General features: G+C 63.9%; 21 protein-coding genes. 10 read left to right on the forward strand and 11 right to left on the reverse strand.

Features of this window, described 5'->3' with window-relative positions; translation table 11 throughout:
* Window position 1: 1 nt before the first annotated feature.
* The 3 genes from XH85_RS16055 to XH85_RS45925 are packed head-to-tail and all read right to left on the reverse strand — an operon-like array spanning window position 2 to window position 2,313.
* The gene (locus XH85_RS16055) at window positions 2-1,291 is read right to left on the reverse strand and encodes an acyl-CoA dehydrogenase family protein (protein WP_128932566.1); all 1,290 of its coding nucleotides are present in this window, start codon (window positions 1,289-1,291) and stop codon (window positions 2-4) included.
* Window positions 1,292-1,303: 12 nt separating this feature from the next.
* Window positions 1,304-2,101, reverse strand: coding sequence for an alpha/beta fold hydrolase (locus XH85_RS16060; protein ID WP_245473562.1), 798 nt, complete (start codon window positions 2,099-2,101; stop codon window positions 1,304-1,306).
* Complete coding sequence (locus XH85_RS45925) at window positions 2,098-2,313, reverse strand: hypothetical protein (protein ID WP_208758162.1); 216 nt, start codon at window positions 2,311-2,313, stop codon at window positions 2,098-2,100. The genes XH85_RS16060 and XH85_RS45925 overlap by 4 nt, the downstream gene beginning before the upstream one ends.
* Here XH85_RS45925 and XH85_RS16065 point away from each other — a divergent pair.
* From XH85_RS16065 to XH85_RS16080, 4 genes are all read left to right on the forward strand, one after another.
* Complete coding sequence (locus XH85_RS16065; protein ID WP_128932568.1) at window positions 2,312-3,073, forward strand: SDR family NAD(P)-dependent oxidoreductase; 762 nt, start codon at window positions 2,312-2,314, stop codon at window positions 3,071-3,073. The two genes, XH85_RS45925 and XH85_RS16065, sit on opposite strands and share 2 nt — an antisense overlap.
* 45 nt (window positions 3,074-3,118) lie before the next feature.
* Window positions 3,119-3,955 carry an enoyl-CoA hydratase family protein gene (locus XH85_RS16070; protein ID WP_128932569.1) on the forward strand — a complete coding sequence of 279 codons (837 nt, stop codon included), beginning with the start codon at window positions 3,119-3,121 and terminating at the stop codon, window positions 3,953-3,955.
* Window positions 3,956-4,054: 99 nt separating this feature from the next.
* Window positions 4,055-6,406 (forward strand): bifunctional salicylyl-CoA 5-hydroxylase/oxidoreductase, encoded by a 2,352-nt coding sequence (locus tag XH85_RS16075; RefSeq protein WP_128932570.1) that lies wholly within the window; start codon window positions 4,055-4,057, stop codon window positions 6,404-6,406.
* A gap of 51 nt (window positions 6,407-6,457) precedes the next feature.
* Window positions 6,458-7,729 carry a flavin-dependent oxidoreductase gene (locus tag XH85_RS16080; protein ID WP_128932571.1) on the forward strand — a complete coding sequence of 424 codons (1,272 nt, stop codon included), beginning with the start codon at window positions 6,458-6,460 and terminating at the stop codon, window positions 7,727-7,729.
* A gap of 101 nt (window positions 7,730-7,830) precedes the next feature.
* Here the strand turns inward: XH85_RS16080 and XH85_RS16085 are convergent, their stop codons facing one another.
* On the reverse strand, window positions 7,831-8,286 hold the full coding sequence (locus tag XH85_RS16085) for a cupin domain-containing protein (RefSeq protein WP_128932572.1): 456 nt from the start codon (window positions 8,284-8,286) through the stop codon (window positions 7,831-7,833).
* Window positions 8,287-8,316: 30 nt separating this feature from the next.
* Entirely contained in the window at window positions 8,317-9,492 is a 1,176-nt protein-coding gene (locus XH85_RS16090) for an ABC transporter substrate-binding protein (RefSeq protein ID WP_128932573.1), read from the reverse strand.
* Between the two features lie 250 nt (window positions 9,493-9,742).
* Between XH85_RS16090 and XH85_RS16095 the strand changes: the two genes are divergently transcribed.
* From XH85_RS16095 to XH85_RS16105, 3 genes are all read left to right on the forward strand, one after another.
* Window positions 9,743-10,261 (forward strand): MarR family winged helix-turn-helix transcriptional regulator, encoded by a 519-nt coding sequence (locus XH85_RS16095; RefSeq protein ID WP_164934521.1) that lies wholly within the window; start codon window positions 9,743-9,745, stop codon window positions 10,259-10,261.
* 148 nt (window positions 10,262-10,409) lie between these two features.
* Window positions 10,410-12,095 (forward strand): benzoate-CoA ligase family protein, encoded by a 1,686-nt coding sequence (locus XH85_RS16100; RefSeq protein ID WP_128932574.1) that lies wholly within the window; start codon window positions 10,410-10,412, stop codon window positions 12,093-12,095.
* A gap of 21 nt (window positions 12,096-12,116) precedes the next feature.
* On the forward strand, window positions 12,117-12,575 hold the full coding sequence (locus XH85_RS16105) for a RidA family protein (protein ID WP_128937292.1): 459 nt from the start codon (window positions 12,117-12,119) through the stop codon (window positions 12,573-12,575).
* A 26-nt stretch (window positions 12,576-12,601) separates the two neighbouring features.
* On the opposite strand, the gene XH85_RS16110 is transcribed toward XH85_RS16105, so the two are convergent.
* Window positions 12,602-13,330, reverse strand: coding sequence for a CBS domain-containing protein (locus XH85_RS16110; RefSeq protein ID WP_128932575.1), 729 nt, complete (start codon window positions 13,328-13,330; stop codon window positions 12,602-12,604).
* 205 nt (window positions 13,331-13,535) lie between these two features.
* Here XH85_RS16110 and XH85_RS16115 point away from each other — a divergent pair, with 205 nt between their 5' ends.
* On the forward strand, window positions 13,536-15,383 hold the full coding sequence (locus tag XH85_RS16115) for a PHA/PHB synthase family protein (protein WP_128932576.1): 1,848 nt from the start codon (window positions 13,536-13,538) through the stop codon (window positions 15,381-15,383).
* Here XH85_RS16115 and XH85_RS16120 read toward each other — a convergent pair.
* The 3 genes from XH85_RS16120 to XH85_RS16130 are packed head-to-tail and all read right to left on the reverse strand — an operon-like array spanning window position 15,380 to window position 18,907.
* Entirely contained in the window at window positions 15,380-16,351 is a 972-nt protein-coding gene (locus tag XH85_RS16120; protein WP_128932577.1) for a CHAD domain-containing protein, read from the reverse strand. The two genes, XH85_RS16115 and XH85_RS16120, sit on opposite strands and share 4 nt — an antisense overlap.
* A gap of 25 nt (window positions 16,352-16,376) precedes the next feature.
* A complete protein-coding gene (locus XH85_RS16125) occupies window positions 16,377-17,912 on the reverse strand; it encodes a bifunctional aminoglycoside phosphotransferase/ATP-binding protein (RefSeq protein ID WP_420837887.1) in 1,536 nt (511 codons plus the stop codon).
* Between the two features lie 11 nt (window positions 17,913-17,923).
* Complete coding sequence (locus XH85_RS16130; RefSeq protein ID WP_128932578.1) at window positions 17,924-18,907, reverse strand: zinc-dependent alcohol dehydrogenase family protein; 984 nt, start codon at window positions 18,905-18,907, stop codon at window positions 17,924-17,926.
* Window positions 18,908-19,082: 175 nt separating this feature from the next.
* Between XH85_RS16130 and XH85_RS16135 the strand changes: the two genes are divergently transcribed.
* Together XH85_RS16135 and XH85_RS16140 are read left to right on the forward strand one after the other, a co-directional pair.
* Window positions 19,083-19,922: a universal stress protein gene (locus XH85_RS16135; RefSeq protein WP_128932579.1), complete on the forward strand. Its 840-nt coding sequence runs from the start codon at window positions 19,083-19,085 to the stop codon at window positions 19,920-19,922.
* A gap of 63 nt (window positions 19,923-19,985) precedes the next feature.
* Window positions 19,986-22,679 carry a bifunctional acetate--CoA ligase family protein/GNAT family N-acetyltransferase gene (locus XH85_RS16140; protein WP_128932580.1) on the forward strand — a complete coding sequence of 898 codons (2,694 nt, stop codon included), beginning with the start codon at window positions 19,986-19,988 and terminating at the stop codon, window positions 22,677-22,679.
* 9 nt (window positions 22,680-22,688) lie between these two features.
* On the opposite strand, the gene XH85_RS16145 is transcribed toward XH85_RS16140, so the two are convergent.
* Entirely contained in the window at window positions 22,689-23,174 is a 486-nt protein-coding gene (locus XH85_RS16145) for a phage holin family protein (RefSeq protein ID WP_128932581.1), read from the reverse strand.
* Window positions 23,175-23,450, reverse strand: coding sequence for a hypothetical protein (locus XH85_RS16150; protein WP_128932582.1), 276 nt, complete (start codon window positions 23,448-23,450; stop codon window positions 23,175-23,177).
* Window positions 23,451-23,586 lie beyond the last annotated feature (136 nt).

The following is a 23,586-nucleotide window of genomic DNA, read 5'->3' on the forward strand; positions in this document are numbered from 1 at the left end:
GTCAGTCGTCCGTCTCGCCGGCCTCGTACAGCGCCTCGCGTCCGATCCGGTCGAGGCAGAGCTCGGCGGTCCAGGGCAGCATCAGCGAGCCGCAGCGGCTGTCGCGATAGATCCGCTCCAGCGGCAGCGACCGCAGCATGGCCTGACCGCCGCAGGTGCGGATCGCGAGCGCGGCGAGCTCATTGGCGCCCTCCATTACCGAATATTGTGCGGCGTAGGCGCGCAGAACCTGTTCCTTGCTCGGATTGGCGCGGGCTTCGGTCACAGCCTGGAACCAGATCGCTTTGATCTGCTCGAGCTTGATTTGCATCTGCGCGACCGCGATCTGCTTGGTCGGGTACATCCGACGCTTGACCGGCGGCATGCCCGGCACCTCGCCGCGCAAATAACGCACGGTGAAATCATAAGCGGCTTGCGCGAGGCCCATATAGGTCGGCGACAGCGTCAGGAACATGTGCGGCCAGCGCATCGCGGCCTGGAAATAGACGCCGCGCGGCATCAGCGCGGAATCCTCCGGCACGAACACGTCCTTGAACAGCAGCGTCCGCGAGACGGTGCCGCGCATGCCGAGTGGATCCCAGTCGCCGACGACCGAGACGCCTTCCGATTTGGCGGGGATGGCCAGATAAAGTGTATTGCGGCGCGAAGCCTTGCGGCCTTCCTCGATCTCGGTGCAGAGCACGCCGTAATAGTCGGCATGGCCGGAGAGCGATGCAAAGATCTTTTTGCCGTTGACGATCCAGCCGCCCTCGACTGGCCTTGCTTCCGTGCCGAAAGCGACACCGCCTGCCGCCGCCGCGCCGCCTTCGGAGAAGGGCTGCGAGTAGATCGCGCCGTCCTCGACGATGCGCTTGTAGTGGACCGCGCGCCGCCGCTCGTGCTCGGCACGAGTCTGCGCGTCCATGTCGAGATCGTCGGCCAGCGGGCCCGACCACAGCGTCGAGCACACATGCATGTTCCAGGTCAGCGCCGTCGCGCCGCAATAGCGGCCGATCTCGGCCGCCGCCAAGGCATAGGTCTGGTAGTTCGCGCCGAGGCCGCCGTGCTTCTTGGGGACGGCAATGCCGAGCAGGCCGGTGCGGTGCAGATCGCGATAATTCTCGGTCGGGAAGGTCGCCTCGCGATCATAGGTCGCGGCGCGGCCGGCGAACACGCTCTGGCCGATCTCGCGGGCGCGCGCAATGATGCCGGCCTGCTCGTCACCCAGGCGGTATGCGACGGGATCGAAGATCGGCGCATCGAGCACGGCCTTGTCGCTTGCGCCGATATTCTTGCCGACTTGCATGGTCATGGCGCAGTCACCTTACGCTTTGGTCGCGAGAGAGTTCAGGAACCGGCCGAGCGCTTCGTTGAAGGCATCGGGGCGTTCGAGATTGGCGAGATGGCCCACGCCAGCGAGCTCGACATATTCAGCTCCCGGAATAAAGGTCGCCGTCTTCGCCATCATCGGTGCGGGCGCGTTGTTGTCCTTCGAGCCGGACAGCAGCAGTGTCGGGACGGAAATATCCCTGAGCGTGCTGCGCTGATCGAAGCCGATGAGAGCCAGCATCGTGGCGCGATAGCTGGCCTCGGGCACGCTTGCCATGCATTCGCGGGCGAGCTCCATCCCCTTTGGATCAGGATCGTCGCCGACCAGCTCCTTCACCAGCGAAGGCGCCAGCGACGTCATTGTCTCCCCGCGGTCGAGCGGCCCGAGCCGCGCCGCGATGAAGGATCTCTGCCAATCGCCGTCGGCCTTGCCGAAGGCCGGACTGGTTTGCGCCAGGACGACTGCGCGCGCCAGTTTCGGCGACTGCACCAGCCATTTCTGGACGATCATGCCGCCGATCGAATGGCCGACCAGAATGGGCTTGCTTGCGCCGAGCTGCTCGATGAATTGCTGGAGCGCATCTGCCAGGGCAGCGATGCTGACGCTGGCGAGCGGCGCCGATCCACCATAACCCGGCATGTCCCATGCGATCGCGCGGAAGCGGTTGCCGAATGTGGCGAGCTGGTGCCGCCAGGCTCGCGCCGCGCCGCCAATGCCGTGCAGGAAAATCAAAGGTGTCGCGCCCGGATCGCCCGCGGCTTCGTAGGCGAAGCGTCCGTCCTTTGTTATCATTGGCGCAGGCTGCGACACGCGGCAATCCTTTTGCTTGGCTCTTTGATGCTAACAGGCTCGCGGGCGATGGGAAGGGATAATTTTATACTTAAAGCAATTTTCGGGCCGGTCGCCATGCGGCCGTTCCTGCTGTCGATCGGCGCTTTCGTTGCAAAAATTTGAAGGTTAAAATATATCGAGGGAACGATCAGGATCTCAGGGAGCGAGCGCATGTCCGGATTGCCGCATTCGCCGCACGCGCTGGTGACCGGTGGTGGTCGCGGCATCGGCCGCGCTATCGCGGCTTCGCTTGTCGGTGCTGGCGCGACCGTGACGGTGCTCGGTCGGAATGCAGCGCCTCTTGCAGAGGCCGTCAACGCAGGCGCCGCGCATTTCGCGGCCGTTGCCGACGTCGTTGATGAAGCGTCGTTGAAGGCGGCCGTCCTTGAGGCGAGTGCGCGCAAGCCGATCGACATCCTGATTGCCAACGCAGGCAGCGCTGAATCGGCGCCATTCGCGAAATCGGACAGCGCCCTCTTCAGCCGCATGATGGATGTCAATTTCATGGGCGTGGTCCATGCCATCCGCGCTGTGCTGCCGGGCATGAAAGACCGTCCCTATGGCCGCATTGTCGCAGTTGCGTCCACGGCCGGGCTCAAGGGCTATGCCTATGTCAGCGCCTACGCTGCGGCCAAGCACGCCGTGGTCGGCCTCGTGCGTTCGCTCGCTCTCGAGATGGCTGGGAGCAATGTGACGGTGAATGCGGTATGTCCCGGCTTCACCGACACCGATCTGGTCGCCGGCAGCATCGAAAACATCATGACGAAGACCGGCCGAACCCGCGAGCAGGCGATCGCCGAACTCGCGAAACATAATCCGCAAGGAAGACTGATCACGCCTCAAGAGGTGGCCGATGCCGTGCTGTGGCTATGCGGTGAGGGCGCTGGCGCGATCACCGGACAGGCGATCGCGGTTGCCGGTGGTGAAATCTAGCGTGTGTGTGGCGCAGGCGCGGAACAAGGAAGCTAAGGAGATAGCATGAGCAGACCAGCCAATCCCGTCACCATACCGCTTGCAGATTACTCGCCGCAGCACTTCCTGCTGGCCGTGGTCGACGGTGTCGCGACGGTTACGCTCAATCGCCCCGACCGAAAGAATCCGCTCACCTTCGAAAGCTACCGGGAACTGACTGATTTCTTCCGCGCCTGCGCGTTCGATGATGCGGTCAAATCCATCGTCGTCACCGGCGCCGGCGGCAATTTCTCGTCTGGCGGCGACGTGTTCGAGATCATCGGCCCGCTCGTGAAGATGGATACCAAGGGGCTGACCGCCTTCACACGCATGACCGGAGACCTTGTCAAGGCGATGCGGGCCTGCCCGCAGCCGATCGTGGCTGCGGTCGAGGGCATTTGCGCCGGCGCCGGGGCGATCATCGCCATGGCGTCGGATATGCGCCTCGCGGCGAGTGGCACAAAGGTGGCGTTCCTGTTCAACAAGGTTGGCCTCGCCGGCTGCGATATGGGCGCCTGCGCGATCCTGCCGCGGATCATCGGTCAGTCACGCGCCTCCGAACTACTTTACACCGGCCGGTTCATGACCGCGGAGGAGGGCGAGCGCTGGGGCTTCTTCAGCCGCCTCGTCACGCCCGAGCAGGTGCTGCCCCAAGCGCAATTGCTGGCCAAGCAGGTCGCAGAAGGACCGACCTTCGCCAACACCATGACCAAGCGGATGTTGGCGATGGAATGGGCGATGTCGGTGGAGGAGGCGATCGAGGCCGAGGCCGTTGCCCAGGCGCTGTGCATGACGACGGCGGATTTCGAGCGCGCCTTCGAGGCGTTCGCCAACAAGGTCAAGCCGGTTTTCAGGGGCGACTAGGACGATCACCTTTAGGGGCAGACCAGCAACGGGGGACTTGCGCAAAATTATTTTAGGCTTAAAATAGTTTTCGTGACCAGGTGAATTGGCGAGGCTCCCATGAAAGTCGCGATCATCGGTGGCGGACCTGCGGGTCTCTACGCTGCGATCCTGCTCAAGAAGCAGCGCCCCGGCGCCGAAGTCACCGTCTATGAGCGCAATCGGGCCGATGACACGTTCGGCTTCGGCGTGGTGTTCTCGGACGCCACGCTGGACAATTTCGAGAAGCACGATCTTCCGAGCTACCGCCGCATCACTCAGGAATTCGCCTATTGGGACGACATTGCCGTGCATTTCCGCGGCACGGTGCACCGGGTCGGTGGCAACGGCTTTTGCGGCTGCTCACGGCAGAAGCTGCTGCTGATCCTTCAGGAGCGGGCACGCGAGCTGGGCGTCTCCCTGCATTTCGAAGTGGATATCGACGACGAATCCCGCTTCGCCGACGCCGACCTCGTCCTTCTTGCGGACGGTATCAACAGCCGCTTCCGCGAGAAATACATCGATCATTTCCAGTTCGAGGTCGACGTTCGCTCCAACAAGTTCGCCTGGATGGGCTCGACCAGGCCGCTCGATGCCTTCACTTTCATCTTCCAGGAAACCGAGTGGGGGCCCTTCATCGCCCATGCCTATCAGTATGAGGCCGGGCATTCGACCTGGATCTTCGAGACTGATCCCGAGACGTTCGCGCGGGCGGGGCTGACGGGGCTGGACGAGGCTCAGTCCGCCGCGCGGATGGCGGACATCTTCGGCTGGTTCCTCGATGGGCACAAGCTACTGACCAACCGCTCGATGTGGCGCAACTTCCCCATGATCCGCAGCAAGCGCTGGGTCAAGGACAATATGGTCCTGCTTGGCGATGCCAAGGCGAGCGCGCATTTCTCGATCGGCTCGGGCACCAAGCTTGCGATGGAGGACGCCATCGCGCTGGCCGAAGCGATGGAGAAGGCGCCCAGCATCGCGGCGGCACTGGAGGTCTATGAGAACGGCCGCCGCGAGGAGGTCGAGAAGACGCAGCATGCCGCCGACGTCTCGCTGGTCTGGTTCGAGCATGTCGACCGCTTCTGGGATTTTGACCCCGTGCAGTTCGCCTTCGGCGTGATGACGCGCTCGAAGGCGATCACCTACGACAATCTCAAGCTCCGCGCGCCGGATTTCGTGGCCGAGGTCGACAAGTCGTTCGCCAAGCAGGTGCGCAGCAGCGGCTTCGATGTCGACACCGACCGGCCGATGGTGCCGCTGTTCCAGCCGTTCCGCTTGCGCGAGATGGAGCTGGCCAATCGCGCGGTGATGTCGCCGATGTGCATGTATTCGGCGCAGGAGGGAGTGCCGACAGACTTCCACCTGGTGCATTACGGATCGCGCGCGATCGGCGGCGCCGGGCTGATCTTCACCGAGATGGCCTGCGTCAGCCGCGATGCCCGGATCACGCCCGGCTGCGCCGGTCTCTGGACCGACGAGCAGGAAGCCGCGTGGCGACGCATCGTGGATTTCGTCCACGGCAATTCGGCCGCGAAAATCTGCCTGCAACTGGGCCACGCCGGCCGCAAGGGCGCTACCAAATTGATGTGGGACGGCATGGACCGGCCGCTGGAGCAGGGCGGTTGGGAGGTCTTTTCGGCATCGCCGCTGCCCTATTTCCCCGATAGCCAGGTGCCGCGCGAGCTCGATCGCGCCGGCATGAACGCGGTGAGGGACGCTTTCGTCGCGGCGGCCGAGCGCGGCGAGCGCTGCGGCTTCGACATGCTCGAACTGCACTGCGCCCACGGCTATCTGCTCGCGAGCTTCATCTCGCCGCTCACCAACACCCGCACCGACGATTATGGCGGCTCGCTCGAAAACCGGCTGCGGTTTCCGCTCGAGATCTTCGAGGCATTGCGGGCGGTGTGGCCGTCGCACAAGCCGATGTCGGTGCGTATCTCTGCGACTGATTGGGCGGAGGGCGGCATCACCGGCGATGACGCCGTCGCCGTCGCGCGCGCCTTTGCCGAGGCGGGTGTCGATCTCGTCGACGTCTCGACCGGGCAGACCGTGCGCGATGCGCAGCCGGTGTACGGCCGCATGTTCCAGACGCCGTTCTCCGACCAGGTCCGCAACGAGGCGCGGGTGGCCACCATGTGCGTCGGCAACATCACGACGGCGGACCAGGCCAACACCATCTTGGCCGCCGGCCGGGCGGATCTCGTCGCGCTCGGCCGTCCGCATCTTGTCGACCCGTTCTTCACCATGAAGGCGGCGGCTTGGTATGGGGCAAACGACGCTTTCTGCCCGCCGCAATATCTGCCCGGAAAGGATCAGATTTTCCGTAACAGCGTCCGCGACCGGCAGGACTTCGAGGAGCTGAGAATTAAGGCTAAGCCCAAGACCCGGGCCGAGCTGAAGGCGGAGGCGACAAAGCCGCTTGCGGCGGAGTGACCGCCCGTGCGACCTTAACCCATTGCCTGTGTTTCGAGTGGAGTAAGGGCGATGAAGGCGATTATCGTCGGTGGCGGTATCGGTGGTCTCACCACGGCATTGATGTTGCGCTCGCGCGGCCTGGATTGTGAGATCTTCGAGCAGGCCGACACCATTCGCGAGCTCGGCGTCGGGATCAACACGCTGCCGCATGCCATGCGCGAGTTGGCCGGGCTTGGCCTGTTGCAGAAGCTCGACGAGGTCGCGATCCGCACTGATCAGCTCTATTACCTCAATCGCCACGGCCAGGAGGTCTGGCGCGAAGCTCGCGGCATCGACGCCGGCCACGACGTGCCGCAATTCTCGATCCATCGTGGGCGCCTTCAGGGCGTCATCCATCGCGCCGTCGAGGAACGGCTCGGGCAGCAAGCGATTCACACCGGCTGCCGGCTGGGTGCGTTCACGCAGGACGAGGGCGGCGTCACGGCCTATTTCTTCGATCGCGTCGGCGCGCATGTCCACACCGCGCGCGGCGATATCCTGATCGGCGCCGACGGCATCCATTCGCGCGTCCGCGAGACACTGTTCCCGAACGAGGGGCCGCCGTGCTGGAATGGCCTGATGCTGTGGCGCGGCGCCCGCGATTGGCCGCTGTTCCTCACCGGCAAATCGATGATCGTGGCCGGCGGTCTCAACGCCAAGGTGGTGATCTATCCGATCGCGGAAGGATCGAGTCCGGCGAGCCGTCTGACCAATTGGGCGGTGCTGGTCAAAGTGGGCGAAGGCAATGCACCTCCACCGCGGAAAGAAGATTGGTCGCGGCCGGGCCGCCGCGAGGAGCTGATGCCGCATGTCGCGCGCTTCTCGGTGCCCTATATCGACGTGAAGAGCCTGATCTCGGCGACGCCCGAATTCTACGAATATCCGACCTGCGACCGCGATCCCTTGCCCTATTGGTCGTCCGGGCGCGTCACGCTGCTCGGCGATGCCGCGCATCCGATGTATCCGGTCGGCTCCAATGGCGCCTCGCAGGCGATCCTCGATGCGCGCTGCCTTGCCGACGTGCTGGTGCGCGCCGAGCACCCGCGTCAGGCGCTGCTCGAATACGAGAAGAAGCGTCTGCCGATGACGGCCGAGATCGTCCGCTCCAACCGGCGCGGTGGCCCCGAAGGCGTCATCGACGCCGTCGAGCAGCTCGCGCCTGATGGCTTCGACAATGTCGACAACGTCCTGAGCTATTCCCAGCGCGAAGCCATCGTGCGCGGCTATGCCACCAAGGCAGGCTTTGCCGCAGTGCCGGGACTTGCGGCGGTGCGCGCTGAAGTCGGCGGTAGAGCGGGATGAGATTGAGGGAATCGGCGCTAGCCCGGAACTCAGATCACCTTTCCCCGCTGGGAGAGGTGGAGCCCCAGCCACCGAACGAGCCTAACTTCATCCCACTTTAGCTAGCTGCCGGGCGGCGGCGGCAGGAAGTGGATGTTGAACTCGGCGGCCATCGCCACCACGTCCTCGGGCTTCTGCTCCTTCATGTTGTGAAGGCCCCAGAACAGGTCGAACAGCTTGCGGCTCGGCGAAACCCAGAACAGCACCTTTGCGGTCTGCTCCGACTTATTGAAGATGCCGTGCGGCACGCCCATGCCGAGGCGGATCAGGTCGCCCGCGGTCGCCTGCGCCTCGGAATTGCCGAGCATGAAATCGAGCTTGCCTTCCAGCATGTAGAGATACTCATCCTGGTCAGGGTGAATATGCGGCGGCACGAACGTGCCCGGCGGCAGTGTCGCATGCCAGGAGAAACTGTTCTCGGCGTAGCTTTTCGGCACATAGGTCTGGCCGAGGATGTTCCAGGAGATGCCCTGGATGCCCTCATTGGCCCGGGTGATGCCGGTGATTTCGCTCTTCATTGCGGTCCTCCCTTAACGCGATACACGGCCTTAGTTCGCCGCCTTGCAGTCCTTGGCATAGCGGTCGCCGTAATTCTCGAAAACCTTCTGCACGATCTCGGTCTGGAACTTGCCGTCCGGACGCTTGGCGACCTTGGTCAGGTAAAAATTCTGGATCGGATAGCCGTTGGTGTTGAACTTGAAGGCGCCGCGCAGCGAGGTGAAGTCGGCTTTCTTCAAAGCGGCGGCGACGGGGTCCTTGTTGGAGAGATCGCCCTTGACCGCCGTGACCGCGCTGTCGATCAGCATCGCGGCGTCATAGGCCTGGAAGGCGTAGGTGCCGGGCACGCTGTTATAGGCGGCCTCATAGGCGGCAACGAACTTCTTGTTCTGCGGATTATCCAGATTGGGCGCCCAGTTCGCGCCGCCGAACATGCCGACGGCCGCGTCCTGCTGCGCCGGCAAGGTCGATTCATCCACCGTGAACGCCGAGAGCACCGGAATGCTGTCGGCCAGTCCTGCCTGCCGGTATTGCTTGACGAGGTTAACGCCGAGGCCGCCCGGCATGAACGTGAACAGCGCATCGGGCTTCTGCGACGAGATCTTGGAAAGCTCCGGCTGGAAGTCAAGCGTGTTCAGCGGCATGTAGGATTCCTCGACGATCTCGCCCTTGTAGTCGAGCTTGAAGCCCGCCACCGAATCCTTGCCGGCTTGATAGTTCGGGACCATCAGGTACATGCGCTTGTAGCCGCGATCCTGCGCAACCTTGCCGAGGATCTCGTGCACCTGATCGTTCTGGTAGGAGGTCACATAGAAGAACGGGTTGCAGTCCTTGCCGGCAAACGTCGACGGACCGGCATTGGGGCTGATCAGGAAGGTTTTCGATTCTGTGATGGGCCGGTGGATCGCCTGGAGGATGTTGGAGAAGATCGGGCCGACCACGAAGTCGACCTTGTCGCGCTCGAGCAAGCCCTTGACCTTCGTCACCGCCGCATCCGGCTTCAATTCGTCATCTGCGACGATCACCTCGACATCGCGGCCGCCCATTTTGCCGCCGAGATCCTTCACTGCGAGCGCAAAGCCGTCGCGGACTTGCTGGCCCAGCGCGGCGGCTGGCCCCGACAGGGTCACGACCACACCCAGCTTGATTTTCTCCTGGGCGAGGGCAGGGCTCATCGCGGTGCCGAGCAGCATAGCGGCTGCGGCCAAGGTCATTTGCGTCTTCATGATCTGTCCCTCGTGACGATCGGCTTGCGCTGCAAGCCGCGTACTCCAATCCAAGCTTATGCCGATGATGGCCGCCGCGGCAAGCCGAGCTCGAGGCGTCGCATCCTGTGGGCAGCGGCGCATGCAAGCGGCGCGCCAATTATTTGAAGCCTAAAGAAATTGACGTACGGTCGATTGTTGCAGCTTTGGACTTGCAGCCGGCCCCGATTTATTTGAAGCTCAAAACGTTAGGAAATCCGTGCCGGCGCCAATGCCGGCCGTGAGTGACTGCATCAACATGCTCGATTCCGAGACCAAGGCCGTCGAAACGCCGGAGGATCATGCCGAAGAGCTTCGGCTGTGGCTGCGGCTGTTGACCTGCACGACCCTCATCGAAGGGGAAGTCCGCGGCCGGCTGCGGCAGCGGTTCGACGTCACTTTGCCCCGGTTTGACCTGATGGCGCAGCTCGACAAGGCGCCGGACGGCATGACGCTATCCGATGTCTCCAAGCGCATGATGGTGTCGAACGGCAACGTCACCGGCCTCGTCGAGCGGCTGGTGGAATCCGGTCATCTCGACCGGCGCACCTCGGAGACCGACCGCCGCGTCCAGGTGATCCGCCTCACAAAGCTCGGCCGTGCCGAGTTTCGCAGGATGGCTGCGGAACACGAAACCTGGATTGCCGACCTCTTCGCCGATCTGACGCCGAAGGATGTGCGCGAATTGATGCGGCTCCTGGCCAGGACCAAGGCGTCGGCGCAGAAATCGGCCGCGCGCCGCCGGCCGTAAGCAGGCGGGCGGGGCGGGCCGCCGAACCCATTTGCCGCAGGAAAAAGCAAGGAATGCCCAAAATCCGCTATTGCGCCAAATTGTTTTAAGCCTAAAATGTTTTCCAGATCGTGCTGCCGGGTGCAATCCATGCTGAAAGGAGCGTGCGATGGCCAACGCCGCCAAGGTTCCGGGCTCGTGTGACGGCAATACTGCGACGGCCCATGTCGATACGTTCGCGCGGCAACATCTGCCGCCGCGCGAGCTCTGGCCCGAATTCATCTTCACGCGGCCGGAGCTGCGCTACCCAACGCGATTGAACTGCGTCAGCTATTTCCTCGATCGCTGGGTCGAGCAAGGCCACGGCGATGCGCCTTGCGTCATCAGTCCTGCGGTCAGCTACACCTATCGCGAGCTGCAAGCCCTGGTGAACCGCATCGCCAATGTGCTGGTCGGCAAGCTGGGTCTCGTGACCGGCGGGCGCGTGCTGCTGCGCTCGGCCAACAATCCGATGATGGTCGCGACCTATCTCGCAGTCATCAAGGCCGGCGGCATCGTCGTGGCGACCATGCCGCTGCTGCGCGCCAAGGAGCTGTCCTATCCGATCCAGAAGGCGGAGATCACGCTCGCGCTGTGTGACGGAAAGCTCTCCGAGGAGATGGAGAAGGCGAAAGCCGCGGCACCCGCCTTCAAGCACGTGGTCTATTGGGGCAATGGCGCCCCCGATTCGCTCGAAGCGCTGATCGCGGATGCGAGCCCGGAGTTCAGGGCTGTCGATACCGCGTCCGACGACGTCTGCCTGATCGCCTTCACGTCGGGCACGACAGGCGATCCCAAGGGCACCATGCATTTCCACCGGGACATGCTGGCGGTCTGCGACGGCTACGCGCGCAATATCTTGCGCGCCGAGCAGAAGGATCGCTTCGTCGGCTCGGCACCGCTCGCCTTCACCTTCGGCTTCGGCGGTGTGTTGTTTCCGATGCATATTGGCGCCTCCTTCGTGGTGCTGGAGAAGACGACGCCGGACGACATTCTGAATGCGATCGAGCAGTACAAGACCACGGTCTGCTTCACCGCACCAACCGCATACCGGGCCATGCTCGGCAAGCTCGCGGGCCGTGACATTTCCTCGCTTCGCAAATGCGTCTCCGCGGGCGAGACGCTGCCCAAGCCGACATTCGAGGCCTGGTTGAAGGCCACCGGCATCAAGCTGATGGATGGCATCGGTTCGACCGAACTGCTGCACATCTTCATCAGCGCGACCGAGGAGGAGATTCGCCCCGGCGCGACCGGCAAGCCGGTGCCGGGCTATGAGGCCAAGATCGTCGACGATGCCGGCAACGACGTGCCGCCGGGCACGATGGGCCGACTGGCGGTACGTGGGCCGACCGGCTGCCGTTATCTCGCCGACGAGCGGCAACGGAAATACGTCCAGAACGGCTGGAACATCACCGGCGACACCTATCTGATGGATAGCGACGGCTATTTCTGGTACCAGTCGCGCTCGGACGACATGATCGTCTCGGCCGGCTACAATATCGCAGGCACGGATGTCGAGGCAGCGCTGCTCACGCATCCGTCCGTCGTCGAATGCGGGGTCGTCGGTGCGCCGGACGAGGCACGCGGCATGATCGTGAAGGCCTATGTCGTCGCCGCGCCCGGTGTGACGCCCGACGCGCAGCTCGTGGCCGAGTTGCAGGAACATGTCAAACGCGAGATCGCGCCGTACAAATATCCGCGCGCGATCGAATTCGTGACGCAATTGCCGAAGACCGAGACTGGCAAGTTGAAGCGTTTTGCCCTGCGTCAGCTGGCGCAGGCTGCAGCGACGTCCTCAGGCGTCGCTGCGGAATGAGAGAAGGATAGAGAATTGTCCGTGACGACGCCAAAAAGCCCGCAGCTCGCGGTGCTGCCGACTGCAGCCGAGCACGAAACCCGCTCCCGCGCGCAAATCCTCCAGCCGTCCGGCTGGCCAATGCCGAAGGGTTATGCCAACGGCATGGCTGCCGATGGGCGGATCGTCGTCACCGGCGGAGTGATCGGCTGGGATGCCGAAGAGCGTCTCGCGGACGGCTTCGTCGCGCAGGTGCGCCAGACCCTGAGCAACATCGCCGAAATCCTGGCCGAAGCGGGCGCCCGGCCCGAACACCTCGTGCGTCTGACCTGGTATGTCGTCGACATGGACGAGTACCTGGCAAATCTGAAGGAGCTGGGCAGGGTCTACCGCGACGTCTTCGGAGCGCACTATCCTGCGATGGCGCTGGTCCAGGTGGTCCGGCTCGTCGAGAAGGCGGCGCGCGTCGAAATCGAGGCCACCGCCGTCATTCCTCGCTGAGCTTTGCCGCGATCAGCTCGGCTTGATCAGCTCGCCTTGGCGAGCTCGTCGTCCTCGGGCGAGTTCAGATAGACGCCCGACATGGTGTCGACCCAGCAAAGATGGTCGTGCACCGTCTTCACGCCTTCGACGTTCTCCGCCGCGACGATGGCCGCCTGCCGTGCGCGTTCTTCGGTGATGACGCCACTGAGGTGAACGATGCCGTCACGGACGATGACGTTCAGCCCGAACGGGCACCAGTCGTTCTTCTCCATGGTGTCGATGATGCGGCTGCGAATGTGATCGTCGTCCGCCGTCGGATCTGGCACTTCGCGAGCGAGCCCCGCCACCGCCTGTAGCAAATTGGCGCGGGACACGATTCCGACCACCTTGTCGCCGCGCACCACCGGCAGCCGCTTCACGTTGTTCCGTTCCATGAGATCGACGATCTCCGCGAGCGCGGTGTCCTCGGTGATGGTCACGACCGAGGCTGTCATCACCTCCGAGACCTTGCGGCCATGCTCGTGGACGAAGTCGCTGGCCGATTTGCCGGCACCGAGAATGAACCTCAGCCAGCGCCCCCGCTTGCGTCCGGTGCCAATTTCGCTGCGGCGGATGAAATCTCCTTCCGAGACGACGCCGACCAGCTTGCCGGTATCGTCGACGACCGTGAGACCGCTGACATGCCGCTTCAGCATGATGTTCGCCGCCTCGACGATGCTGGTGTCAGGAGTAACCGAAATGACCGACCGGGTCATGATCTGGTGGGCGCGCATGAAGAACTCCGCTGGCTCGTCGAATGTCGATGCGCAAAACCTAGCGGGGACGTCGAGATGCGGTTTGACCCAGGTCAAGCGGACGAGGCCGCTTGGTCCTGGTTCAGCGATTGTGATCTGGGCCGGATTTGATGCAGCTCAACGCGCATCCGAAGCATCGCCATATCCTGCCTCGAGACCAGAAGCCCGCAGGGAACATTCAGCCATGAACGTCGTCCAGATACTTCCACGGGCCGACGAGCCGGTGGCGCATGCTCTCGTCAATCCCGTTGCCGACCCTCGAGCCGCCGCGGCAGGCCCCGAAAAACCCGCAGGCAAGCCGGTCGCCGCAGATCTCCCGCCTGCATCACCCCCGTATCCTCTCGACCGCGCGTTTCATGCCATGCTGGCACGGTTCACGGGCGGGATTTCGCCGACGGCCTTGTCGCTCGCCTGGCTCGATTGGAGCTCGCATCTCGCCGCAGCCCCGCAGCGCCAGATGGAGATTTCCAGCAACGTTCTTCGCGACACCGGCCGGCTGCTGGAAGCTGTCGTGCATGCGACGTCGCAAAAGCCGTGGTCCGTCATTCAGCCGCAGGGACGCGATCGTCGCTTCAGGCAACCACAATGGGAGGTCCCGCCGTTCAATCTGCTAGCGCAGGCGTTTCTGCTCGCAGAGCGCTGGTGGCACGATGCCACCATCGGCGTGCGCGGCGTGTCGCATGCAAATGAGGCCATCGTCGAGTTCTCGGTGCGTCAGATGCTCGACATGCTGGCGCCGTCGAATTTCGCGGCGACCCATCCGCAGGTGCTGGAGAAGGCATTCCAGAGCGGCGGGGAAAATTTCGTCTTCGGCTGGCAGAACTGGTGCAGCGATCTGATGCGTCTGCTTTCGATATCGAAACCGGCGGGCGACCCGCAATTTGTCGTCGGCAAGACAGTGGCGGCTTCGCCTGGCAAGGTCGTCTATCGCAACGAGCTGATCGAGCTGATCCAGTACTATCCGACTACTGCGCAAGTGCGGCCCGAGCCGATCCTGATCGTGCCGGCCTGGATCATGAAATACTACATCCTCGATCTGTCGCCGCAGAATTCGCTGGTCAAGTATCTGACCGCTCAAGGCTTCACTGTGTTCGCGATCTCCTGGCGCAATCCAGATGCCAACGACCGCGATGTCGCCTTCGATGACTATCGCAGGCTGGGCGTCATGGCCGCGCTGGACACGATCGGCCGGATCATGCCGGGTCGGAAGACCCATGCGCTGGGCTATTGTCTGGGCGGAACGTTGCTGTCCATTGCCGCTGCCGCAATGGCGCGCGACGGCGACAGGCGACTCGGCACGATCACGCTCCTTGCCGCCCAGACCGACTTCACCGAGGCCGGCGAGCTGACGCTCTTCATCAACGAGAGCCAGGTCGCCTTCCTCGAAGACATGATGTGGCAGCGTGGTTATCTCGATACGACGCAGATGGCCGGTGCGTTCCAGCTGCTGCGCTCCAACGAGTTAATCTGGTCGCGGCTCTCGCATGACTATCTGATGGGCGAAAGCAGTCCGCCAAGCGACCTGATGGCTTGGAATGCCGATGCGACCCGGCTGCCTTATCGCATGCACTCGGAGTATTTGCGCCAACTGTTTCTCAAGAATGAGCTGGCCGAAGGCCGCTATCGCGTCGAAGGCAGGAGCATCTCGCTCTCGGACATCCATGCGCCGATGTTCGTGGTCGGCACGCTGGCCGATCACGTGGCGCCGTGGCGGTCGGTCTACAAGATTCACTATCAGGTCGATGCCGACGTGACGTTCCTGTTGACCAGCGGCGGCCACAATGCCGGTGTCGTCGCTCCGCCTGATGACCCTGGGCACAGCTATCAGGTCATGACCAAGGCTGCGGACGCGCCCTATGTCGGTGCAGATGAGTGGCTGAAGCTGGCTCCGCGAGTTGAGGGCTCCTGGTGGCCGGAATGGGCCGGATGGCTGGCGGCGCGCTCCGGGGGGCCCTGTGATCCGCCGCAGATCGGGCTTGGCGATGCCCCTTCGGGCCTGCCCGAAGCGCCGGGAGACTACGTCCGCACCTAGTCCTCAGGCTCTGCATTTGGCGCGAGGTCCGAGGAGCGGAAGGGCTTGGCCTTGTCCAGTTTGCGGTAAGCCGCCGCGGCGGTTCGCAACAGCTTCTTTTCCCGTTTGCGGTCGAGGAAGCGATTGCCGGCCTGGAAGCCGACACCGTTCAACGACGCCGCGAGCGTTTGCCCTCGCGCATCATCGTTCAACTGCCCGAGAGATCTTTGCGCCTTGCGCAATTGCTTGAGGATGGACTTCCGCTTCGTCGCTGATCCGTCGGTAAACAGATCCGCCAGCGATTCGACCGAATAGGTCATCCGCTTGTTGAGGAGGCGCAGCTTGTGCCGTTTCTCGACGTCGAGCTTGCTCAGCTTCCGGGCCTTCTTGAGCAATGTCGTCTCCCACTCGGTCAACCGCGCTGTCGCGTGGTCGGCGAGCGAGCAGCGACGCAGTCTGATGGCTTCCTTGCTGCGCCGCGTCGACCAGGGGCCGCTCTCGATCCAGGCCGAGGTCTGCTCGACCAGGCGGCGATAGCGCGCGGATTGCAACGCGCGCGCCAGCAGGCGGTGGCTCTCGGCGCGCTTCTCGTCCCAGTGCTGGAGCTCGGCGATCACGGCGAGCTCGTTGCCACTTTCGGCGACGACCCGCTCGATCGCCACGTCGAGGTCCCGCACCATGCCGAGCTGGCTGTTGAGCCATTTCAGCTCGGCCCAGACATTCGGCCGCAGCGCGTCGTCGACCATCGGCGCGAAGAAGCGGATGGCGGTGCGCAGATGCGTCAGCGCGATCCGGATCTGGTGCAGGGCGTCGGGATCGCCGCGGCAGGTGCCGTCGTGCTGGGCGAGGACGGCATCGAGGTGACGGCGCGCGATGATCCGGAACGCCGTGTCGCAGGCCATGCCGGGGCTGAGGCGGCCGGGCAGGGCATTGCGCCGCGTTGCCGGCATTGCGCGGGCGGTCGTCGAGATCGTGCTGGGTCGCGCCATCCTTGCCCGCGTCAATCAGATTGCCTTATTTGACCTCAGCGATTGCGTCCCGGCAGCTCTGGAGCGTCTGCTCCTGTGTCCCGGATGCATCAATGGTCGCCCAACCGACATGACCGATATTATAGCGCTCCTGCTGCGCGGCAACCTCTTGCGTGGCGTCGGATGCATCTCCCCGGCGGCTTCCGATTCGCGCCTGCCGGGTCGCGAGATCGGCGACGAGGAACAGGCCGTTCAGCGGGACGTTGCGCTCGCGCGCCAGTGCGGCGATCGCGTCTCGTTCGCCCTCGGCGGCGAATACACCGTCGATGATCGCCGAATGGCCTTGCGCCAGCACGCGCCGGGCGTAACGAGCCAATGTCCCGTAAACGCGGGCCGTGACCTCTGGCGTGTATGCGAATGGCGGCAGCCGCTGCGTGTCCTTGATCCCGAATATCTGCTTGCGGACGATGTCGCTGCGCAGCACGATCGCCCCCGGCTGTGGCGCGACGACCGGGGCGAGCGCGCGCGCCAAAACGGTCTTTCCGGTGCCGGACAGTCCCCCGACGGCAATCAGCCGCGGAGCTGGGGGGTGGATCAGCGCTCGGGCGAGGCCGAAATAGCGCCGTGCATCGTCAAGGATGCCGGCATCATCAGAACGCGGCGGCTTTAGCCGTGCCAGCGCCACCTGTGCGCGGATCGCCGCCCGGATCGACATGAACAGCGGCAGGGCCGAGAGCGCGTCGAGATTGTCGGATGGTGTCGCAGCGAGATATCGGTTCAGGACGATGTTGGCCGCGAGCGGTTGATCGTGGTGCAATAAGTCCATTAATGTGAATGCGAGATCGTAGAGCACGTCGACAGTTGCCATCTGGGCATCGAACTCGATGGCGTCGAACAGGATTGGCCGCCCGCCGATCAACGCGATGTTCGCAAGATGCAGGTCGCCGTGGCAGCGCCGCACAAAACCCTGCTGGCCGCGCTCTTCGAGCAAGGTGCGGAGGCGCAGAAACATCGCATGCGAGGCTCTGCCGAGCAGCGCGATTTCTTCAGCGTCGAAATGATTGCCTTTTCCCAGGCCATTGCAGTTGCCATCGATCAGGCCGGGGATGGAGGAAATCCACGCCCTGCCGTCGGAGCGGCCCGCCGCCGCATGCGAAGCCACGATCGCGTCGGCGGCAGCCGAAGCCAGATTCTCATCGAGCGGGCCGGCCTTGGCCAGATGATCCAGCGTCTGGCTTTCGTCGAAGCGCGACATGTCGACCGCATACTCGATCGGCCGGCCGGGCCCGTCGATCTTCACCGACCCATCCGGCTCCTCCGTGATCGCCACGACGCGATGATAGATCTGCGGCGCCAGCGGCCGGTTGATCCTGATCTCCTCCTCGCAGGCCGCCTTGCGCTTATCGAGCGTCGAATAGTCGAGGAACGGAAACTGCACAGCCCGCTTGATCTTCAGCGCGCGGTCGCCGTCGAGAAACACCGAAGCCGCGTGGGTATCGATCCGTCTCACGCCAGGACGTCCAGTCAGGAACTGGAATATCCGGTTCTGGGCCTCCGTCTCATCTCTGATCGACTTTGGCATCTGCGTCACCGTCAGGGCGTCAGCACGGCCGCGCCGAGAATCTGGCCATTCCGCAGCGTGCTCAGAACTTCGTTGGCCTGATCGAGCGGAAATGCTGTGGTCTCGGTACGTATGCCAGCTTGCGGGACGATCCTGAGAAAATCGAGGCCATCCTGCCGGGTCAGATTGGCCACCGAGACCAGCTGCCGTTCCTCCCAGAGCAGCTCATATGGAAAGCTTGGAATGTCCGACATGTGGATTCCGGCGCACACGACGCGGCCGCCCTTGCGTACGGCGCGCAGCGCGGCCGGGACGAGTTCGCCAGCTGGCGCGTAGATGATGGCGGCGTCGAGCGGCTCGTCCGGCGTTTCGTCAGAGGCCCCTGCCCAGACGGCGCCGATACGGCGTGCAAGGCCTTGCGCAGCGGCATCGCCACGCCGCGTGAATGCATAGACGGATCGTGCCTGCCAGACCGCAACTTGCGCGATGATGTGGCCGGCCGCGCCAAAACCATAGAGGCCGAGCTTGCTGGCGGAGCCGGCCATTACCAGCGAGCGCCAGCCGATCAGCCCTGCGCACAGCAGAGGAGCAATCTCCACGTCATTGCCGTTTTCGCCGAGTGGAAACGCGTAGCGCGCGTCAGCGATCGTGTGCGTTGCGTAGCCGCCGTCGCGCGTGTAGCCGGTGAAGAGGGGCGCCTCACACAGGTTTTCCATGCCGTCCCGGCAGAACCGACACTTGCCGCAGGTAAAACCAAGCCAGGGAATGCCAACCCGATCGCCGGGTGCATGCGTTGCAACATTCGGACCCACGAGATCGACCCGGCCGACGATCTCGTGACCAGGCACGATCGGATAGCGAATATCGGGCAGCTCGGCATCGACGACGTGAAGATCGGTGCGGCATACGCCGCAGGCGCTGACCTTCACCCGGATCTGGCCTTCGCCGGGGACAGGATCGGGCCGCTCCTCCATCCGGAGCTGCGCTCGTGAGGCTGGCAACACCATTGCACGCATGAACCTCTCCCGGGCGAACCGCTCGGACTGACTTATTCATAGAATGGCCGAGCGGCCAGTCCTTGATGTTGGTCAACGGGCCGTCGCCAACCGACAGGACGGAGTTCCCCGGGCTTGACGAGGATCAAGCGTCCCGATGAAGGCCGGGCTATGCTGACGGCCAAGGAGAATCCCGATGGCCATCAAGGACGTCTTTCTGCCGCTTGTCGGCCAGCCGCGCCGGCCGCTTCTGACCGCGATCGAGAAATGCGTGGCTGTCGCCGCGGACCTCGGCGCCAGGATCACCGCACTTGCGCTCCAGGAAGATGTTTTCGTGCGGCCGAAAGTGCTGCTGCCGGACGATCCCGCTGCGGCCGAGGAAACAGGGTCGCTTGGGACCGGCGATATGCAACTGCTCCTGAATGCCTTCACAGATGCATCGTCCCGCGCCGACATTCGCGCCCACGGCCGATCGGCCAAGGTGCCCGCAGACCAGATCGCCTCGATCCTGGCCGAACATGGGCGCTTCAGCGATCTTACGTTGCTCCCGGTGAAGCCGCACGACAGCCGAACGGAACACATCATCGAGACGTTCCTGTTCGAATCTGGGCGGCCGCTCCTGCTCTGCCCGGAACAGCATGTCGATGAGCTGCGACCGGAGTTCGAGAACGTCATGATCGCGTGGGATCACTCCGCGCGTGCGGCGCGTGCGGTCGGCGATGCGCTGCCAGTCCTTCAGGCGGCCGCCTCGGTCCGCGTGGTGACTGTGGCGGACGAGAAGACCGACGCGATCGTGCAATCCGGAACGGCTCTCGTCGACCACCTCTGGGAACACGGTGTTCACGCCTCGTTCGAATCGGCGAAATGCGGGGGCAGTTCGATCGGCAAAGTGCTCGGAAGCTGGGCGAATTCCCATGCTATCGATACGATCGTGATGGGCGCTTATCATCATTCGCGCCTCAACGAGATCGTTTGGGGCGGTGTGACAAAGACCGTCATTGGCCAGCCACCGTGCTGGGTTATGATCTCGCACTAGGCACGCAGTTTTCAGCCTGATTTCCATCCTCGGAACCGCCAGCGACCGGGCGCATTTGCTTTCATGTCCACCTACCGCCTGAAGAATCTGCTGTCACCGCGTTCGGTCGCGCTGGTCGGCGCGAGTGCTCGCCCGGTCTCGGTGGGACGCGCCGTCCTGGAGAACATCCGCAGCGCTGAATTCAAGGGGCAGTTTGGGCTGGTCAATCTGCGCCATAGCGAGATCGGCGGCATCGCCGCCGTGAAGAGCTTGGACAGGTTGGACTTTGTGCCCGAGCTCGTGGTCATCACTGCGCCTGCGCGGGAAGTTCCCGGCATCATCGACCAGGCCGGACGGCGCGGCTCGGCGGGCGCGCTGATCGTCTCGGCCGGACTGGGCCACGGACCGGGATCCCTGCACGAGGCTGCAATCGCCGCGGCCTGCAAATACGGCATGCGGCTGATCGGCCCGAACTGTCTCGGCATCATGATGCCCGCAGTGAGCCTCAATGCCAGCTTCGCCGCGCATATGCCAGGCGCGGGCAATCTCGCGCTGATCTCGCAATCGGGCGCGATCGCGGCCGGCATGGTCGATTGGGCGGCGCAGCGCGGCGTCGGCTTCTCAGGCATCGTCTCGATCGGCGATCAGACCGACGTCGACCTTGCCGACCTGCTCGACTATTTCGCGTTGGATCACAAGACCCGCGCGATCCTGCTCTATATCGAGGCGATCAAGGACGCCCGCAAATTCATGTCGGCGGCGCGCGCCGCCGCGCGCGTGAAGCCGGTCGTCGTGGTGAAGTCCGGCCGGATGGCGCAGGGAGCGAAGGCCGCGGCCACGCATACCGGGGCGCTCGCCGGCGCCGACGCCGTCTATGACGCGGCGTTCCGCCGCGCGGGCGTGCTGCGGGTCTCCGATCTGCGCGAGCTGTTCGATTGCGCCGAGACGCTCGGCCGCGTCGAATCGCCGGCGGGAAAGCGGCTCGCCATCCTGACCAATGGCGGTGGCATCGGCGTCCTTGCCATCGATCGATTGGTCGAGCTTGGCGGTATTCCGGCATCGATCTCGGCGGACGCGCGTAAGAAACTCGATGACGTGCTGCCGCCGACCTGGTCCGGTGCAAATCCCGTCGACATCGTAGGTGACGCCGACGCCTCGCGCTACGCAGCAGCGCTGGAGGTGCTGCTCGCCGATCCCGACAATGACGCCGTGCTTGTCCTCAACGTGCAGACGGCGATCGCCTCGGCGGCCGACATCGCCACGACCGTGACGGAGCTCGTCGGCAAATATCGCGAGCAGCACCGCCGCTGGGCAAAGCCCGTCCTTGCCGCCTGGGTCGGAGCCGACCAGAACATCATTCAGACGCTCTCCGGCGCGGGCATTCCGAACTACCCGACCGAGGATGATGCCGTGCGCGGCTTCATGCATCTGGTCCGGCACCGCGAAGTGGTGGAGGAGCTGAGCCAGGTTCCGCCGGCGATGCCCGATACGTTCGTGCCGGACGCCAAGGCGGCGAGGCAGATCGTCACTGCCGCGATCGCAGACGGCCGTCAATGGCTCGAGCCTGTCGAGATCAAGCACCTGCTCGAAGCCTACGACATTGCGATGGTGCCGACCTATGCCGCAACCGATGTCGAGCAGGCGGTGGCCTATGCGAACGACATGTTCGCGAAAGGCGCCACCGTCGTGCTGAAGATCATGTCGCGTGACATCGTCCACAAATCAGATGTCGGCGGTGTCGTCCTCAATCTGACCACGCCGGATGCGGTGCGCGCGGCGGCCACCGACATTCTCGCCCGGGCGAGGAAGCTGCGACCCGAAGCCCGCATCAGCGGTGTCATCGTGCAAGCGATGGTGGTCAAGGCGAAGGCGCGCGAGCTGATCCTCGGTCTTGCCGATGATCCCACCTTCGGCACCGTCGTCGTCTTCGGCCGGGGCGGGACGGCCGTGGAGATCATCAATGACAAGGCGCTTGCGCTGCCGCCGCTCGACCTGCAGCTCGCCCGCGACCTGATCGACCGCACGCGCGTGTCACGGCTGCTTCGCGCCTACCGGGACGTGCCGGCAGTGAAGCCGGATGCTGTCGCCATGGTGCTGGTCAAGCTGGCGCAGATGGCCGCTGACATTCCCGAAATCCGCGAATTCGACATCAACCCGCTGCTCGCGGACGAAATCGGCGTGACCGCGGTCGATGCCCGCGTCGCCGTGGGGCCGCCGCAGCGAAAGTTCGCCGGCTCCGGCCCGGCCAATTTCGCCGTTCGGGCCTATCCGTCACAATGGGAGCGCCGCCTCAAGCTCAAGGACGACTGGCGGATCTTCGTGCGGCCCATGCGCCCCGAGGACGAGCCGACCATCCACGAATTCCTTCGTCACGTCACGCCGCAAGACCTCCGCCTGCGCTTCTTCGCGCCGATGAAGGAGTTCACCCACGAGTTCATCGCGCGCCTGACCCAGCTCGATTATGCACGCGCGATGGCCTTCATCGCATTCGACCAGGAGACCGGCGAGATGGTCGGCGTCGTCCGGCTCCATTCGGATTCGATCTACGAGAGCGGCGAATATGCCATTCTGCTGCGGTCCGATCTCAAGGGCAGGGGACTCGGATGGGCCCTGATGCAGCTGATCATCGACTACGCGAAGTCGGAAGGGTTGAAGACCATATCGGGCGACGTGCTCCAGGAGAACATAGTGATGCTCGAGATGTGCCGGCAGCTCGGCTTCGAGGTCAAGCCGGATCCCGCCGAGCCTGATATCTGCGACGTCAGGCTGAAGCTCTGAGCGCGTGCTTTAAGAGTGCGCTTCAGCCGACGTTGCGGTGGATTTCCTGGCCGTCGTTCGCAAATTCTTGACGATGATCGCAATTAGCGGCACCAGCACCGGCACGACGGTGCTGAGCGGATGATGCACGGCGCCTGACACCTGGACCTGGAGCGCGCGCGCCTCGAGCTGAAGGGCTTCGATGGATGCATCATGAATTTCGTTCGCAAGTTCGATGTTACGCCCTGACGGAGCGCGGCCGGCGACCATGAACAGAGCGGCCGCGATGGCGAAGTTGACGGCGCCGAGGATGGCGGCGGCGGCAACCGCACTCCAGATCTGCACCAGCGCGAAATAGGCCGAGAGCTCCAGCATTAGGAGTCCGAAGGCCGCGATCAGCGCCGCGAAGGCGCGAAGGCCAAGCCCCATCAACAGATGGCGCAGCCTGACGTCCGCGATGATCCGATCGGTGCGCCACAGCACGCGCAGATGTTTGACGACATTCTCGGTATTCACCTAGTGCCTCCTCAGCATGAAGCCGACCATCACGCCGAGCGCGAAGACGGAGGCGAGCGATGTGATCGGCCGCTCCGCAATGAGGCCCTGAAGCTGCTCCTGCTCTTCGTCGACGGTCTCGCCAAGCTCGGTGAGCGCAGCCCTGATCTGATCGGCCAGCGCCTCGGCCCGATCTTTCGAACTGTCGTAGATCTCCTCGCCGGCGGTGCTCAAAAGGCGCGTGACGTCAACCTTCAGCGCTCGCAGTTCGTCGCTCATCTTGTCGCTGTCGAACATGGCTTGATACCCCCATTGATCGCCAGCGAATCTAGGATCCTCGGGCGCAACCGTACTTGATATGCGTCAAGGAGGTGCGGTGTTGCCCTGGTCTTGAGACAGGTCAACCCGGCCGCCACATGCTGGCCTAGAAATC

Origin of the sequence: Bradyrhizobium zhanjiangense (assembly GCF_004114935.1) — a bacterium.
Classification (GTDB): Bacteria; Pseudomonadota; Alphaproteobacteria; order Rhizobiales; family Xanthobacteraceae; genus Bradyrhizobium; species Bradyrhizobium zhanjiangense.

Bases quoted from the DNA above. Each gene is read 5' to 3' on its own strand.
- XH85_RS16110 (WP_128932575.1), bottom strand. From the start codon at position 13,330: ATGCGCGCCCACCAGATCATGACCCGGTCGGTCATTTCGGTTACTCCT.
- XH85_RS16150 (WP_128932582.1), bottom strand. From the start codon at position 23,450: ATGTTCGACAGCGACAAGATGAGCGACGAACTGCGAGCGCTGAAGGTT.
- XH85_RS16080 (WP_128932571.1), top strand. From the start codon at position 6,458: ATGAAGGCGATTATCGTCGGTGGCGGTATCGGTGGTCTCACCACGGCA.
- XH85_RS16100 (WP_128932574.1), top strand. From the start codon at position 10,410: ATGGCCAACGCCGCCAAGGTTCCGGGCTCGTGTGACGGCAATACTGCG.
- XH85_RS16140 (WP_128932580.1), top strand. From the start codon at position 19,986: ATGTCCACCTACCGCCTGAAGAATCTGCTGTCACCGCGTTCGGTCGCG.
- XH85_RS16085 (WP_128932572.1), bottom strand. From the start codon at position 8,286: ATGAAGAGCGAAATCACCGGCATCACCCGGGCCAATGAGGGCATCCAG.
- XH85_RS16130 (WP_128932578.1), bottom strand. From the start codon at position 18,907: ATGCGTGCAATGGTGTTGCCAGCCTCACGAGCGCAGCTCCGGATGGAG.
- XH85_RS16125 (WP_420837887.1), bottom strand. From the start codon at position 17,912: ATGCCAAAGTCGATCAGAGATGAGACGGAGGCCCAGAACCGGATATTC.
- XH85_RS16120 (WP_128932577.1), bottom strand. From the start codon at position 16,351: ATGGCGCGACCCAGCACGATCTCGACGACCGCCCGCGCAATGCCGGCA.
- XH85_RS16075 (WP_128932570.1), top strand. From the start codon at position 4,055: ATGAAAGTCGCGATCATCGGTGGCGGACCTGCGGGTCTCTACGCTGCG.
- XH85_RS16135 (WP_128932579.1), top strand. From the start codon at position 19,083: ATGGCCATCAAGGACGTCTTTCTGCCGCTTGTCGGCCAGCCGCGCCGG.
- XH85_RS16060 (WP_245473562.1), bottom strand. From the start codon at position 2,101: ATGATAACAAAGGACGGACGCTTCGCCTACGAAGCCGCGGGCGATCCG.
- XH85_RS16090 (WP_128932573.1), bottom strand. From the start codon at position 9,492: ATGAAGACGCAAATGACCTTGGCCGCAGCCGCTATGCTGCTCGGCACC.
- XH85_RS16070 (WP_128932569.1), top strand. From the start codon at position 3,119: ATGAGCAGACCAGCCAATCCCGTCACCATACCGCTTGCAGATTACTCG.
- XH85_RS45925 (WP_208758162.1), bottom strand. From the start codon at position 2,313: ATGCGCTCGCTCCCTGAGATCCTGATCGTTCCCTCGATATATTTTAAC.
- XH85_RS16115 (WP_128932576.1), top strand. From the start codon at position 13,536: ATGAACGTCGTCCAGATACTTCCACGGGCCGACGAGCCGGTGGCGCAT.
- XH85_RS16095 (WP_164934521.1), top strand. From the start codon at position 9,743: ATGCCGGCCGTGAGTGACTGCATCAACATGCTCGATTCCGAGACCAAG.
- XH85_RS16065 (WP_128932568.1), top strand. From the start codon at position 2,312: ATGTCCGGATTGCCGCATTCGCCGCACGCGCTGGTGACCGGTGGTGGT.
- XH85_RS16055 (WP_128932566.1), bottom strand. From the start codon at position 1,291: ATGACCATGCAAGTCGGCAAGAATATCGGCGCAAGCGACAAGGCCGTG.